Annotated in this window: 11 protein-coding genes and 1 pseudogene; all 12 read right to left on the bottom strand. The window is 48.7% G+C overall.

The window, feature by feature from the left end; all coding sequences use genetic code 11:
• Positions 1-5 precede the first annotated feature (5 nt).
• Positions 6-2942, bottom strand: coding sequence for a fimbrial protein (locus C825_RS09980; protein WP_010802373.1), 2937 nt, complete (start codon positions 2940-2942; stop codon positions 6-8).
• Positions 2929-3252, bottom strand: coding sequence for an HU family DNA-binding protein (locus tag C825_RS09975; protein ID WP_007659123.1), 324 nt, complete (start codon positions 3250-3252; stop codon positions 2929-2931). The genes C825_RS09980 and C825_RS09975 overlap by 14 nt, the downstream gene beginning before the upstream one ends.
• Positions 3252-5135, bottom strand: coding sequence for a hypothetical protein (locus tag C825_RS09970; RefSeq protein ID WP_010802372.1), 1884 nt, complete (start codon positions 5133-5135; stop codon positions 3252-3254). Before C825_RS09970 ends, C825_RS09975 begins: the two co-directional genes overlap by 1 nt.
• A gap of 25 nt (positions 5136-5160) precedes the next feature.
• Positions 5161-7959, bottom strand: coding sequence for a hypothetical protein (locus C825_RS09965; RefSeq protein ID WP_010802371.1), 2799 nt, complete (start codon positions 7957-7959; stop codon positions 5161-5163).
• A 159-nt stretch (positions 7960-8118) separates the two neighbouring features.
• Positions 8119-8967: a KilA-N domain-containing protein gene (locus C825_RS09960; RefSeq protein WP_010802370.1), complete on the bottom strand. Its 849-nt coding sequence runs from the start codon at positions 8965-8967 to the stop codon at positions 8119-8121.
• Between the two features lie 167 nt (positions 8968-9134).
• A complete protein-coding gene (locus tag C825_RS09955; RefSeq protein WP_010802369.1) occupies positions 9135-10094 on the bottom strand; it encodes a FimB/Mfa2 family fimbrial subunit in 960 nt (319 codons plus the stop codon).
• The gene (locus C825_RS09950) at positions 10087-11697 is read right to left on the bottom strand and encodes a DUF3868 domain-containing protein (protein WP_010802368.1); all 1611 of its coding nucleotides are present in this window, start codon (positions 11695-11697) and stop codon (positions 10087-10089) included. The genes C825_RS09955 and C825_RS09950 overlap by 8 nt, the downstream gene beginning before the upstream one ends.
• Before the next feature lie 13 nt (positions 11698-11710).
• The gene (locus C825_RS09945) at positions 11711-12277 is read right to left on the bottom strand and encodes a DUF3575 domain-containing protein (protein ID WP_044214856.1); all 567 of its coding nucleotides are present in this window, start codon (positions 12275-12277) and stop codon (positions 11711-11713) included.
• 522 nt (positions 12278-12799) lie between these two features.
• The gene (locus C825_RS09940; RefSeq protein WP_010802366.1) at positions 12800-14038 is read right to left on the bottom strand and encodes a site-specific integrase; all 1239 of its coding nucleotides are present in this window, start codon (positions 14036-14038) and stop codon (positions 12800-12802) included.
• 65 nt (positions 14039-14103) lie between these two features.
• On the bottom strand, positions 14104-15405 hold the full coding sequence (locus C825_RS09935; RefSeq protein ID WP_010802365.1) for a sensor histidine kinase: 1302 nt from the start codon (positions 15403-15405) through the stop codon (positions 14104-14106).
• 11 nt (positions 15406-15416) lie between these two features.
• Positions 15417-15566 (bottom strand): helix-turn-helix domain-containing protein, encoded by a 150-nt coding sequence (locus tag C825_RS09930; RefSeq protein ID WP_250690631.1) that lies wholly within the window; start codon positions 15564-15566, stop codon positions 15417-15419.
• A 96-nt stretch (positions 15567-15662) separates the two neighbouring features.
• Positions 15663-16300 (bottom strand): annotated as a pseudogene (locus C825_RS27855) (sigma 54-interacting transcriptional regulator); the annotation flags it as partial.
• Between the last annotated feature and the right edge of the window lie 99 nt (positions 16301-16399).

Here is a 16399-nt window from a genome sequence, read left to right as displayed (position 1 = left end):
AAAAATTAATTATCTGTAGAAGAATTATAAGTTCTCACACAACGAAAAGCTAAATCATTTGTTGTATAACCCAATACATAGCTATCTCCATATGATACATACATAAAATTCCCTGCCCCATCAATTGCCAGATAAGGAAGACCTGCCCCTTGCATATAATTCCTAACTGCAGTTGATTTATAAGGATGTTCACCCGTATTCGCTCCAAAGGTTTGTCCGGACATAGCTCTACTTAATGTACCCGCATTCATTGATGTCCAACCTGACGGGCACTTACTTTTCCATGTCGAATAATTCACAACAGCATTTCCCACTCCTACATTTTGTGACATCCACATCCAAGTAGATCTATCGCCGGGGTCTATTGTTAATAAAGAGGGAGGAGCATCATGTCCTAGAATATTTACAGTTATATGTTCCGTTTTTATATTCATTTTTTTTGTTTGGGCAGACTTTGCAGCAGTAAGAGTTATTACTCCTGTTTTACGTCTTGTATTACACATATCGGCAGATATATAATTATACATTGTCACTTTGACTGTCGTTAATATATCTCCATTTGAAAGTGTTTGTGTCGCAGTCTGTGACGGAGTATTTATCCAGCTGGTATTATCTGATGCCGTTATGCCAAAAGGCGAGCGTACTTTAAATTCAAAATAATTTCTTTGAGTAGGAAAATAAACGACACTGGGAGTTGTAGCCGTTATAGAGTTTTCTAAATAGCTATAACTATTGCTTCCGTAGAAATCCTGTAAACGAAGACCTTGTAGTTTCTGATAAACTGTTAGAGATATACTTTTGGTTTCATCCAGTAAGTTCTGTATTTTTATTGTTGCAGAAATATTTTCGGTACTAGTACTAGAAGCCTGTTTAAATGTAATCTCCATTGTATTATTTGTCGTTCCGGGAATTACAGTCATCCAGCTTGGTGCATTAACTACCTTACAACCTCCTAAAGAAAATACAGTCAATTTCACAGTGGAATTATCATTAAACAAATACATCTTTTTATTGGCTGCATCGTAATAAGACAAACTTCCAGATGAAGTTGCGATAGTGGGTTGAGCTGTTATGATCTCCGGATTATTGGCAACCATTTTTACTGCTATTTCTGTTATCTTACTTTCGTCAGACAAATTGATCATTTCTAATTTTGTTTCATCAAACGCAGCTTTGGGAAAAGGATCCGGCAAAGAGGTTAACGTAAATTTGTAGTTTCCACTTGTCTCTGCAATTGTAGCGGGTGAAACCGTTAACCAGTCAGGTAGATTGTCTACCATTGAACCAATTGCGGAAAAGACTTCCATTTCAATATCAAAAGTTTGTACGGCCTTCTTTACATCAAAAGTAATAACCTCATCAGCATAGGATGCACCTGTTGAAGAACTTACAACCCGATCAAATCTAGGAGCGGATATAGCCTGAACCATCATAATGCTTTCTTTCGCCGATATTTTGTCGGTAAAACGGAGATATGCAAGGGGAAAATCGGTACCATGATAATCTGTGTTTAGAGAAATTGTATATTCACTTGCACTGTTTTCGGCTTTTGTATTTATCACACCATCAGGTCCGGTAATCTTTAACCAGTCATGATCTTTATCATTATCTATATAATATTTGGATACAAAATATCCTGCGGCTGAACTGCCGGATATTTTAAAATCAGTAATCTCATCCAAAGCGACTGTTATGGTACGTTGTGTTTTATTATATTCTACTCCTGTTGCTGTTCCAACAATGAGTCCTTCTCCACCCGCTTCCCCACCCGGCTCATAATCATCTATATTACCTTCGTCCGTCCAGTCTTCCACGTTGATCGTGAAGTCAAGATGATATTCGTCGGCTTTAGTAATATTGACCGTGTAGCGGTGATTCTGGGATACTTCTATATAGTTGCCATCTCCTTCGGGTTTGAAAGGCACTTTATAGGTGACAGGGACATTTTCGGTCTGGTTAGTGGCATAAGTCCCCGATAAGATCAGGTAACCGCCATCTCCCATTGGACTGGGCCAGGTATAGAAAGCGCCAAGGCAGTTACCTGCATTTGCTTTCTCTCCATCGAACGGGCGGGCGGGATAGGTGATCAGATCGCCGCTAGCGGCTGTCGGCAAAGTACCCGTAACTTTTAAAGGAAAGAAACTTACTCCCCGACGGCCATTCGCCATGCTGACCGATTGGATCGTGAACTTAGAGGTGGCAGCATCATTCACGATATCGAAACGAGCCACCGAACGGGTCAGGCGGAAACCCAGTTGCAAACGTGCCGAGACTGAGAAATCGGTCAGGTCGAGCGGCGTAGCATAGGCCCCGGTCATGGGCAGCGGGGTTTTCAGGATATCGGTTGCCGATGCGGGGTCGAGTTGGATACTTTTGAAGAGCAGGAAATCGGACTCGGTCGGAGTTCCTTCCGTGACAGTGTTACCCGGTTGTCCCGGATTCGATTGCACGAGCGGAATAAAGCCATTAAACACGGTATCAGTGGCCGGATCGATCAACTTGCTTTGGTTGGCGATGCAGTAGATTTTGACAAACAAGCCTTTTTTCAGGGATAAAAGGGCATTCGTCTGTTTGCCGTCGCTACCGACTGCCGTCAGATCGAGAGGCGTCACATCATTGCCCGACGGCATCTCCGCACTGCTTTCACGATAGCTGAAACGTTCCTGATAGGTGTAGGTTCCATTCTCGGTCGTACTGCCGAAGACGTAGATGTCGAGCGACGAGATTTTGTTCTCATCGGTTGTGGCGATCGCATCACCGGCCTTGGTCTTTACGACCGACAATTTGTTTTTAAGCGTTAGTATCACTTCACGGCGGGCCTCGCTTCCGGAGGGGTCCGGGGCAGACGTCCGGTGCTGTTCCTCCGTCTCGCTGGTGCAGGACGCCACAGAGAGAAGCAGGGTAAACAGGCTGATTCCATATAACTTATTAAATAGTCTCATCTTTATTTTCATTTGTTGATTGACAATCATTCTTTTTCTCGTTCAATGCGGCCAGCAGGAATTTGCCGGGCTTGAACTTCACACTGACACGCGCCTCGATGCGGCAGGTCTCACCCGTTCGGGGATTGCGTCCTGTCCGCTCGGTCTGGCTCCAGGCAAAAAAAGTACCGAAGCCTTGCAGCGTGAGCCGTTCACCGGACTGCAATGCGTCCGTGAGAACGCCCTCCCAGGCGTTCACAATCTCAACGGATTGGGATTGGGTCAGGGAGAGGCGTTCGGATAGGGATACTACTAAATCGCGCTTATTCATCAGATGGATGGGGAGGCTTCTTTTAGTTTCACATTCACTGTTGTTTTCGCACCTGTTGCCGTAGAGGTAAACGTCAGCGTAGTCGTGTACGTCGCATTATCCTTTGCCGTCGGCAACGTTATCGTATAGACACCTTCGGCTTCCGCAGAGCTGGCGGGAGATACCTGAATCCAGTTGTCCGCCGAAACAGTACTGCTTCCGGTCTCGGGCGATTCGCCCGGTATGGCAACGGCAGTCGCTTTCAGCTGGATGGCCTGCCCGTCTTCATTCAGGAGCGTCACCGTCCGGGTGGCCGCATTGTAGGTATTGTCGTTACTTTCTTCTTCCACCAGGCTGATCTCCGGACCTGTCTGGTCTTTCGGTACAACGATTACATCCAATGTCTTGCCGCTGGCTACATTGGTAAGCTGGATGGTTACCGGGCGGAAATTGCTCATGCTGCCGATACCGTCCGCCGTCTTATACGTAAATGTGGTAAGCATGGAGGCTTTCGTCGTGTTCGTCCTCTCACCATCTACGACCAGCCATTCGTCACCACCGGCATAATCCAGTTTTTCGGTGATGCCCTCCACCTTCACATTGTTCGATGCGATGGTAAAGGCCAGTGTTTTCGCAGCTTCGGTAGTCATCATCACCCTGCCGTCTGCGAGCAGTTTCACTTCCGGGCTATTACCTACATCGGCCAGGGCCAACGCATCTTTGGAAAAGTCGTTATCCGGCTTGTAATTGTCGACTGTGCCCTCGTCCGCCCAGTCAGCCACATTCAGCGTGAAGTCCAGATGGTATTCGTCGGCATCGGTGATCTTGACCATGTAACGGTGGTTATGCGCCACTTCGATATAGTTACCCGTCTCGTTGCCTGCGGGTTTGAAGGGGACCCTGTAGGTGACCGGGATATTGTCGGTCTTGTTGGCGGCATAAGTACCGCTCAAGATCAGGTAACCGCCGTCGCCCACCGGACTCGGATAGGAATAGAAAACACCTGTTCCTTTGGGACTCGCGGTTGTCTGGTCGGCTACATAGTCGCGGACCGGATAGGTGATCAGGTCACCGTCGGCAGCCGGCTCGGTTCCCAGGACCTTCACCGGAAAATAGGTGGCGCCGGTACGTCCGTTGCCCATACTCACCGATTCGATGGTGAACATCGATTTCGACGCATCGTTCTCCACATCGAAACGGGCGACCATACGGGTCAGCTTGAAGCCCAGTTGCGTACGGGCGGAGACGGAGAAATCGGTCAGGTCGAGCGGCGTGGTGTAGGCGCCGGTCATAGGCAGCGGGGTTTTCAGGATATCGGTCGGCTCGTCGGCTTTCAGGACTGCGGTATGGAGCGCCTTGAAGGCTGTCTCGGTAGGCACACCGGGAGTGACAACGTTATCCGGCTGGCCGGGTTTCGTCTGTACCAATGGCTGGAAGCCGGCGAACTCTGCACCGGCAGCATCGATCAGTTTGGTGCTGTTGGCAATACAGTAGACTTTGACGAAAAGACCTTTCTGCATTTTCAGCAGGGCGGTCGAGTTGTCGGCTCCCGTATTCAGGGTGAAGCTGGTGGCGTATTCGCCGTCGACAATCTGGCGGGCGTCTTCACGGTAATAAAACTGTTGCAGGAAGGTGTAGTCGCCTCCCTCCGTCTTGGAACCGAAAACGTAGACGTCGAGACTGTAGATATGGTTTTCCTCCACCGTGGCGATCACATCGCCGGCTTTCGTTCCGACAGGGCTGACTTTCAGTTTGTTTTTAAGGGATAACAGGACTTCACGGGTGTTGTTTGCCGATGCCGTGCCTTCGTCGGGAGGCGTCGGGGGTTCCAGTGTGTTTTCACTGGTGCAGGCGGCCAGCAGGAAGCTGGCGGCGATGCTGGATAGTTTATATTTTATGTTCATGATTCTTTTTTTTGTTATTTACAGTTTATTGTTTCTTCAACGTAATCGTTTTATCACCTCCGCCGGTAATCGCATTCGTTACAGTGATTGTTATATCATTTGTAGCATCTGCATTTACAGCCGTTGCTGCAGAAATCGTAATTTCTGCCGTACCATCTTCCGCTATAACAGAAGGAGGATTCGCAATGCCGACCCAAGCACTGCTGACATCCGAGACAGCAATAACGGAACCTTTATAACCTTTGATTTTTACTTTGATTGTTCCGTATGAATCTTTAAAGGTTGTCCCATTTACATTAATATCATCACCCACTATCGTTCCTGCACTGGCTGTATCCAACGTTTTCTCAAATGTTATCGCCGGATCCAACCAGGTTATAGTCAGTGTTGCCGTACGGGTTTCATCACTGCTGTTTTTAGCGGTGATAACCGTTGTGGCTCCGGCTGTAAACTGGGTGGCATCCGTTACTTTGACCTCGTAATTATCGTCAGATTCTTTAGTCATACTCAGACCGGTGACACTGGCAAAGGCGGCTGCTTCATCACAGGTCATTTTTACATACACCTTACTGCCGTTAGCTTTATACATGTCGACTGTTGCTGTGCTTGCGTCAGGGAATGAGACCGTTCCGTTGAAGTCGCTGGCTGTTCCTGCTGTGGCGGCTTCCAGTTTGGGTTTGCTGGCGGCCTTGTTCAGCGTGACGGTCAGGTTGGCTGCTCCCGCCAGGGCATTGGTAAAGAGGATGTCGAAGTCATCGAAGTTGGCTGGAGTGCCGCCTTTGGCTGCAACCGTATATTCGGCATAACGGTTACCGTCGGTATCCGCCCAGGCATGGCTTTCGGTGATTGTCAGCCACGGACACTCCAGGCTTCCCGCTGTAAGGCCTTGCGGGGCATTTACCTTGAAGGTGAAGTTTCCGGTGGCCAGAACGTCCAGGTCGACCTTGATCGTATTGCCGGTCACATCAGCGGCATTGTTCGTATCGGTTCCTTCTTCCATGGTCATGCCCGGTTCGGCCAGGGTTACGGTCAATTCGGTTTTAACGTCACCCGCTTCCTTGTTCTTGAACGTGATTTTCTGTTCGTTACCTACCAGTTCTGATACTTTATTGATCTTTACCGTATAAACAGTCGTATAACCATTCGTTTCACCGGCCTCCGCGCTGAATCCGGCAGGGACTTCCACCGTTACCCCTTCGATACACATGGCTTCCACTTTGATAAGGCTGTTATTGAGCTTATACATCGTGGCGGTAGACGCTGCGATATCCACCGCGTTTCCGGTACTGTGTCCGTTTGCCACCTCTTTCAGGGACGGGGCGGCCAGCGGGCCGTAGAATGTCAGCGTGGTCCACAGGTCGGGATCGTAAGAGGCGGCGTCGTTGATGAAAGTAACGTTTACAGGTTGTTTTCCCGTTGCGTCGGTAGATTTGAATACGAATGTCGTATACCATATGCCGTCCTTCTCTTCGTAAGTCGGGGCATCGAAGGTCAGCCAGGCATCGGGTGCCACATCGGCTTTGGTTGCCGGGGCTTTCTCTGCACGGATTTTACCGGTGGCAGCGAGGGTTGTCTTAAAGGATTTTCCATCCACTACCTTAAATTCAGTGGTGGAAGTTGCTCCCCCGGCATAGGTTACTGCGACCGGGATATCCGCGATATTGCCTCCGTCGGCAGCGGTAAATCCGGTGGCTGCATCGAATACAGGTGCATCGTTACCCGGTTTGACTATCACACCACCGCCCGAAGTCCAGTCTTCCACTTCGAAGGTGGAGAAGATGTTTGATTCGGTCACGTCCGTGATGTGCAGCTTGTAACGACTGTTGGCGTTGATGGCGATGTAATTGGCAGGCTCTGTAGGGGTGGCGTCTTCAGGGGTTTTGACGATAGGGATGTTATAGGTCACATCTATCGGCTGGCCTGTAGACGGGCTGCTGTAGGTACCCTTAATGATCAAAAAGCTCTTATCCGTGGCCAGGTTCGGATAAACGTAAAGGGCACTTTCAAGGGTTCCCTGGTTGGCGTTCTCTCCTTTGTATTCGACGTCGGCATAGGTCATCACACCCGCAGGAGGCGTTACCTCCGCCAGTGCCGCACCAAACAGGGAGGCGTTCGGACGGCCCTGTCCCAAAGCGATATGCGTGATGGTCAAACGGGAGGTCGCCGTCGTATTGTCGATGTCGAAACGGGCAACGACACGTTTCAGCGTAATGGCGACTTTAGAGACGCTCCCGCTGATCTTCGTTTTCTCCATTCCCGTCATGACCAGGGGAGTTTTGATGATACCGTCCGCTGCCAGACTGGCCGTATAGGCGGCTTTGAAATCGGCCAGGTCGGTTGCCGCAGCGGCATTCTGGGGCGCACCGTTGGCATCGACCGTTACGGCGGTCAGGCCGCCAAAAGCATTGCCGTCACCTTTAAACAGGTCGTCCTGGTTCGCCACACAGACCAATGTCAGATACGGAAGGCCTTTCAACTCTCCGGGTTTGATCGAGGCCTTATACGAAGAACCCGACGATTGAAGGAGGAACTGGTTTCCGGTAGGGGTTGCATCCGTCTTCGACCAGGTTTCCATGTAATAATACTCGTCATCACCCGCTTCTGCCGACGACGAGGCAAAAAGATAAACCTTCAGGTTCTTTATCTCATTCTCACTGTTGGAAGCGATGGCCTTCGTATATTCCTCGCTCTCACCGCTCCCGCTGAACACCAGCTGGATCTCACCGCCGGCACCGGACGGACTCTCCGTCGTGCCGTCATCGTTTGTACAACCGCTTCCCAGGCCGGACAGGGCCAGAAGCAACATTAAATACGTCTTTTTCATAACTACTCTTTTAAAGTGAATACTATATGTTTAAAAATCTCTTTCAATTCAAAATCATATGGATGCACAAAAAGCAGCATGATACCGGACCCAGTATTATGTAACGATTGTACATCCGTGCATTTTCAAACACGGATGTAATTAATAGGAAAAGAAAGGTTACTTATTCAGCCCTTTGATTGGCTCTATAGATATATCACGAAGCAATAAAGACATTTGTTCTATTGCCATTTTATTTAATCGCAATACTCGTTCATTTTGAGATAGTCCCATCTTGATCAGTTCAGCATTCATACTCTCCAGATTTATAAGAACGATCAATTGATGATATGTAGCGTAATCCCTGATATTACCTGTCAATCCGGGATTTTCATCTCTCCATTGTCTGGCTGTCTTTCCAAAAAGAGACACATTTAATATATCTGCTTCATTGGCATAAACAATACCCTGTAATTTGTTAGCCATAGATTCCGGAATAAGATTTTCCTTTATCGCATCGGTATGTATACGGTAATTAATTTTTACCAGTTCACGATTTAAGTTCCATCCTAAAGAGGAGTTACTATTTTCGTCATTTTTCAGCCGCTGATAATCTTTAATAATATACAACTTAAATTCGGCTGAAATCCAGGATGCAAATTCAAAAGCAATATCAGTATGGGCAAAAGTCCCTCCATAACGACCTGCCTTTGAAATAATACCGATTGCATTTGTTGCTGTAATCCATTTTTGGGGAGAAAGAGTAAAAGCATTTGTTCCTGCTTCCATTTTAAACCCGTCAAATTCGACGGGTTTAAAATCCGGATTATTCAATTTCTCCCAAAGGCCAAGAAACTGGATAACATCTTTTCCTCTCATCCAGTTTTTTATTACATCGTTGGGATCATCACTTTTATAACGGGCAATATCCGTCAAAGAAATGTAATCATTATTTCTTCCTAATGATAAGATTGAAACTTGTCTGCCATCAGCATTGATTTCCGCTTTTACACATTTTTCTTTTTTCATAGACTAAATTGTTTTGATTGATAATGCGCAAATATAAGGAAATATATATTCTTCACAAACCATGAAAGAATATATTTCAAGTCTTACCTAAAAATTCCCATTAATTACACCATGTCAAAGAACGCTTATATCTATCCGCTACGCTCCCGTACCGGATTAATTATCTGTTAGCCGATCGCACCGCCTTCGTCCCAATCCGATTCCGTAACTTCCGTGACGATGATCTTATCGGCATAGACCGTGACCAGGATTTCGAACTCCTGCTCGATGTTCCGGTCCATATCCATCGGTTTTTTGGCAAAAAAGCGGTACAGGTCCAGATCGCCGACGATACGTTCGTCGTTACGCCACAGGCTCCATAACTGGTGCGTGCCTGAGGTATAGCGGAAAGTGACGAACTCGCCCGTCACTTCGCCGTCGTAATTCATCGAGGCACGTGTCTCGTGATTGGTACGTGAGGTGCCGATGTATGGAACCGCATACGAACCGCCCCCCGGCTGTTCCTCACTCTCCCAGCCTTTCACAAAGCCGTATTCCGAGGCGATCCCCTTCATCCGCATCCGGTAGGTACCGCCTTCCGCCGGCGCATCCGCCATCCATTGCACCGTGACATGCAGCGAGGCATGGGCATGCGAGAGGTAAACACGGCGCCGGAAGCTCCGGCCTTCCTCCACGCGAAACGTCAGGTTACCGTAATACAGCCGACCGGTGTTCGTCCGGTATCCCGGAGGGGCACCGGATGTGACGGCGCTCAGCTCCATATCGGCCAGCCTCTGTCCGGATTCCGGCTCTATAGCCAGGCCGTCACTGCCGTCGTCCGCCAGGTTGCCCCAGAGGACGACCGTATATTCACCCGCCGCCAGGTTGCCCTGCCAGCCGCGGATACTGTCGCCACGGAGGGGTTCGACGCCCAGCAGTTCACCCTCGCTGTCGAACAGGTACTGCCGGAGGTTGTCGACGTAGACCGGTAGCTGGTTCTCGCTACCGCTGCCTGCATACCAATAGTCCAGGCGGGTATTGTAGGGACAAACGCCGGGTTCATCTCCGAAAGTGCAGCTTGATTGCAGTACTGTCAGTATCATAAAAATCAAATGCTTGAAATATGTCCGGGACCGTTTCCTATTCATCGCTTTCCAAATAACTTTCAGCTATCTCCAGATTCTTCCGCGCCTTGCGGGGTTCCACACCCACCGCCTTACGGAACCACACCGCCGCACCGGACGGGTCGCCTTCCATCAGCGTCAGCACGCCCAGGTTGTTCCAGGCACGCGGGTCCGCCTCCACCTTGCGCAGATAATCCCAGGCCGATGTAAGGTCGCCCGTCAGCATAACAGCCGAGGCCGCATTCACATTCGCCACCACATCATCCGGAAAATGAAAGGCGGCTATCTCGTAGACTTCACGGTATTGTTCCGTCCCGGGACGGTAATAGCGTGCCACGGCATATATCTCCTCCAGGCTCAGCAGGTCGGGATGCGTATAGATCAGTTTTGCCGCTTCGTCGCCCTCCACTTTGCGGACATCGTATTGAACGACAACCTCTATACGCCGCAGTTTCGGAAAGTAACGGCGCATCATCTCCCTGTAGGGCGTCCCGCCCTCTAAATCCATCAATTGCTTTTCACGCCCGTTGAAAATGCCGTAACGGCGGATCACCCGGAGCACGGCATCCTGCCACGAAGGTTTTTCCTGCCTCATAAGATCGGACAGTCCTTCCCAGTCCTCTGCCACCGAAGAAACTTCCACCAGGTTGCGGGGAATGCCGTATGCATTCCGCAGGTAATAGGCAAAAAGCCCCGAACGCGCTTTTGCCAGCCGTTCATTGTCGCCGTAAGGACCGTCGGGGGAAGAATAGCCGCAGATACGGATACGCTCCACTGAGGTAAAGCGGTTATCCTGCAAAGGCACCATGATACGGTCGATCTTATCGATCTCTTCACGGTTGTTTTTATAATCAGGATAAATATCGTCCTTGCCGATCGGGTAATCGAAATAGAGCACGGCACTCTCGGTATGGCGTTTGCCGGACCGACCGGTTTCAGGATGCAGATAGGATACCATCGACTCGTAAGCGGTCACATCGACGGACTGTTCCCGCACCCGATGCGGGATCGCAGGGGCAACGGCCCGATCCTTCGTATTTTTTGTCATATTCGCCCGGGAAAGAGGACGCTTCTTCTGCGATCCCGTATCAGGCACGGGAACGGGAGCCTCACCAATCGGTTGCGGCACATGGTTTAAGCTGAGTTTACCCACCAGCGTATCCACTCCCAGCAGTTGGAGGTCACAGCAATCTTTCACCTCCTGGCAGAGTAATAAAGAAGCCTGCTGCATCCACGAGGTGTAAGGGACGGACATCCGGTAAGTTATTTTCTTTGATCCCGTATGCCGGGTATCGCGGATGCGCATATAAGGGACGGAAGATTCTTTGCTGGCAGACAGATACCGTTCGCGACGGTCCTGACGCTCACGGATACGGCCGCTGATAATGACAGGGGGCAAAGAAAGAAGTTGTTTGGACGGTCCAAGCAATTGAGGGGTAAAAATAACGGCTGTGCTTGCGGACACATTCACTGCCTCCAGGTCCATATCGAGCTGAAGTTGCAGGCTGTCGTTACGCACAGAGACCTGCTGCGGCACGACACGGATATGCTGCGCGCCGGCAGGCAACGCAAAAAGCACCAGGCAAACGGCCCATACATATATATTATAGAAGAAGGTATGTTTCATCGGACAAGTTATTTTAGCGTAGAAAATAGATGACTGAAAAACCGATACGCGTCGGGCCGAAATAGCTACGGCTGTAAGAACCGGATGCCTCCGCGCATTCGGCACATTTATATTTGGTATATTTCATCGAAACATAACCGCCGCCGATCATCGCCTCCAATCCCCAGCGGTTGCCGACCGCCCAGTGGTAGCCATAGGTTACGCCGCCGCCGTAAAGGTCACCTCTCAACACATGGTCTTTCAGGCCGGAGATAAACGGAATCATGCCGACATTGAAATGACCGTAATGACCGTGTAACCCGAAGAAATGCCCTTCAAACTTGCGGCACGGCCAGAAACGGACTTCCGGCTGTATCAGGTACAGATTCAGACGCATATCATCCGGATACTTCCAGGCGTTATAGGCACCCCAGATATCCATGGTGAATTGACGTCCCATCCCGAACTCCACACCGGTATTCGGAGTGGTGGTCGCCCAGAACAGGAGATTCGTTTTCAGTGCGGTTTGTTGTCCATACATATTTGTCGTTAGCAACAAACAACCGGTATACAGCAGCGATAAGTAAAGAACCCTATACATTATATTAATACTAGATTTGGTAACCGTCAGAGGGATTCTGTCTCTTAGGAAGAGACGGAACAGGGATACACAAAAGGCACAAGAATCAGGGATTTCAAACTGTTTTATGGTGCCATACTGCAAGAGCAGAACACTCAGGGACAACATCCGGAAAACAAAACGGGAAGATGAAAAAAAGGAAAAGTAGAAAAGTGCTTGTTTTTCAAGTTTTATCATTTAGCATCCCTGCCGGAAAAGAGAGACACAACAGGAAAACAAACAGTAAACAACAGATAATCAATAGATAACAAACAAAAAAGAAGCAAAAAGACAGACATAGAAAAACCGGAGAGAGGCATGAACAACAGGCCTTCTTTCTTAAAAGATGTAACAATATTCAGTAAATACATGAATATTAAGGCTAGTCATATGGAAAAACACCGTACTAAATGGTGCAAGTATAAAAAAGAGTTAGTACATTTGCAAAGTTTTAACACTGACTGTCACCGACGGACCGTCTCTTCCTAAGAGACAGAACACACCTCACAATACGACTTTATAAACAGGCTTTGATTTACAAGCCCTCTTATGTATCACGATTTCATTGGCACGATCCACCCGCGAGGTATCCAGGAGCGCCATATAGATACGGGTCGTTTTAACAGACTCATGTCCCATACCCTGTGAGATAAGTTCTTCCGGTATCCCTTTCTGTGCGGCAACGCTGGCCCAGGTATGACGGGCAATATAAGTCGAAAGGTCGGCCCCGACCAGCTTTCCCAGTTTCTTCAAACGCTTGTTCTGAACACGCAGCGCACTCTGATAACCGATATAGTCCGGGCGGGAACCCGTAAGGACTGGGAACAGGAAAGGGCCGGATACATATTGGTAACGGGCAATCAGTTTCCTCATTTCGGGTAGCAGACGTATCTGCAACTCCTGCCCGGTCTTGCGCCGGATATAGACGATCTTATCCCCCACGATATTCTTCCGCGTCAGATGAGCCAGATCCACAAAGGCCATTCCACGGGCATAATAAGAGAACAGGAACAGGTCGCGTGCCAGCTGCAACGCAGGCGACAGAAGCTGCAAAGCGACAAGACCCAGGATCACATTCTCCTGAACCGCACGTTTGCGCGTCTTTTCAATACCGGTATGGACATTACTGAAAAGCTGCGGGATGGCTTCGACAAGGTTATCCCTTACCGCCCGGTTACGGATAGCCCGGAGCACGCGAAGATAGAAAGAAACGGTATTGGCACAAACTCCGGAACTGAACAGGTAGGTCTCAAACTCTTTCAAAAGCGGCGCGTCGATCTCGTCCAGCCTGAGTTCGCAGCCACCCCGGAAATGCATAAAGGCATTCAGCGTACTCTGGTAATGCCTGGCCGTTTCATCCTTGCCCTCCCCTTGCAGCACACAGATCTGTTTCTCCACATATTTTGTCAGGTTGGCTACCGCAAAACGTTCCTTACACGCCTCCACTATTTCATCCGGAGTAAAGGAACCCTTTTTCTCCTTCAAATAGATTACGGACCGGACTGTCCGGCAATCGCGGGAAAACTGCTCACGAATGGCATACAATTCTTTTGACCGTTCAGAAGTGCTTTCACCCGGGATATTGATTTCCTCCCTGCCTCCGTCCCACTCTTCTTCGGATAACTGGTACGGCAAAGCCATCTTCCGGACCTCACGGCGATAAATAATCTGCACATAGAGCGGCATCCGCTTCCCAGCCTCTATCGACTTACGCCTTTTTACTTTTACTGATACATTATACATACTGTTTTCATTTTGTTACACAATATAACAAAATGAAAACAACTATAGCCTACTGTATTTCAGACTTATTCAAACAATATACGGAACCTTGTCAAACCGTCCGTATAAGTACGCAGGGAAAAAGAGCAGTTCTGTTTCTGCAGTACTTCGCGTATAAAGATCAGGCCGATCCCCTGCCCGTTCGGTTTGGTGGAGAAGAAAGGACTGAATAATTTCTTTTCAGTTTCTTTGTCTATTCCTTTGCCGGTATCTGCTATTTCCAGACAAACAGGGTTGCGTGAAGTACGTATGTAAATCTTACCGTCGCGCTCGATCGACTCGGCGGCGTTCTTTATAATATTGACAAGCACCTGTTCAAAAAGCGAACTATCCAGCCACACGACAGGAGACACTTCATCCAGCTCCATAATGATTTGGATGTTGCGGTTCTGGCAAACCGTCTCCATAAACCGCTTGCAGGAAGTCACCACCATATTCAATTCATGGTTACGTATTTGCGGTTCCGGGATGCGCACCACATCGGCAAAGTTTGTAATAAAATGACTCATGCTGTAACAGCGTTCGATGGAAACACGCAACACGTCGCATATATCTTCCGTATTTTCCATCTCGCTGAAAGTGGATTCCAACGTATCCAATGTAGATGTAATACCGGCAGTTGTATTATTTACCTCATGGGCAATCATGCGGATCACCTTTTCATAGGCTTTCTTTTCAGCCTTAAAGACTTCCTGCGTCAGTATTTCCACCAGATAGAACGAGTGATGGAATCCCCGGTCGACAAAAGAGGAATGCGTACATTTATATATATTGGCATCGTTCAGGCGAACAGTCTGCGATTCATACAAGGGAATACGCGCCAACTCCACCGCCAACGGGGAATCTATCTCTGTAAAGGATTTTCCGGCGAAATCGACCGACAAAGGTTGTCCGAACATCTTGCGGGCAGCGGGATTCAGCGATATGATCTCGTTATCCAGATTCAGCATAATCACTCCCATCGGAGAAGCATTGATCAGCAAATCCAGGAAATGATTCTGTTCCCTCAGATGCAGACGTTCGTTTTTCAACTGTTCCATCATCTTATTGAAGATGTCCACGATGCGGTCGGCCTCCTTCTGCCCGACACGGCTCAGGCGGGAACTGAAGTCCTGCTCTTTCAGCAGTTCCATACCATTGCCGATAATATCCAACGGCTTGATGATTCGGCGGTAAAAAAGGAAAAGGTACAAGATCGTAACCAGGACAACACCTTCCACAATAAAGAACATGAAGGAAGAATAATTATAGAAGACATGGTAAGTGATAACTGCCAGAATAGTCAGCAGCAACCCGGTCAAGATCCAGAACAATCCTTTTATCCTCATTCGAATATCATTTATTTATCGGTAGGTATTCCGTATTTCTCTAACCGGCGGTATAAGGCTGCCCGGCTGATTCCCAATGCGGATGCGACATGCGAGAGATTTCCCTCATGTGTATCCAAAGCCTGAAGGATAGTCCGCCTTTCAATCTCGTCCAGCGTCATACCCTCGAAACTGACGGCTCCGCCTTTTCTCACGGCCTGTTTGTTCCCCAGATTCAGGCATTGCCCTTCAAAATCGGACACATCCAACAACGATTTACCGGATACCAGCATCGTTCTTTCCACCAGGTTCTTCAATTCACGGATATTTCCGGGATACGGAAGACGTTGCAGGTAACTTACGGCATCCGAAGAAAAAGTGACTTTAGGCAAACCGTTGACTTCCGACTGCTTATCGGCAAAATAACGGGCCAGCAGAGGAATATCGTCTTTCCGCTCGCGAAGGGCGGGCAGATGGATCGTGATCAAATTGATACGGTAGAACAGGTCTTCGCGGAACGTACGTGCGGCAACCATTTCCGGAAGGTTACAGTTGGTAGCACTCACCACCCGGATATCCACTTTCCGGGACGGCTGTCGCCCAGCACTTCAAATGTCTGGTCCTGCAATACACGCAATAGTTTTACCTGGCAGGATAACTCCAGGTCACCTATCTCATCCAGGAAGATGGTCCCTTTGTTTGCCATTTCGAAACGTCCGGTACGGTCTATATAGGCATCCGTAAACGCACCTTTCTTATGACCGAACATCTCGCTCTCAAAAAGGCTCTGAGACAATCCTCCCAGGTTGACCTTGACGAAAGCCTCTTTCATACGGGGACTATTGGCGTGGATCGCTTCCGCAATCAGTTCCTTGCCTGTCCCGCTTTCACCGGTAATCAGCACCGAAGCATTGGTCGGTGCTATGCGGGAAACGGTTCCCAACACATCCATCAGCGCATCACTCTGTCCGACAATCTTCTCGAAATGGAATTTACTGTCCGCATCGTTCCGGTT

This window comes from Parabacteroides sp. ASF519, assembly GCF_000364265.2.
Lineage (GTDB): Bacteria > Bacteroidota > Bacteroidia > Bacteroidales > Tannerellaceae > Parabacteroides > Parabacteroides goldsteinii.
Note: the sequence above shows the minus strand (reverse complement) of the source record. Positions and strands in the feature narration are given on the sequence as shown.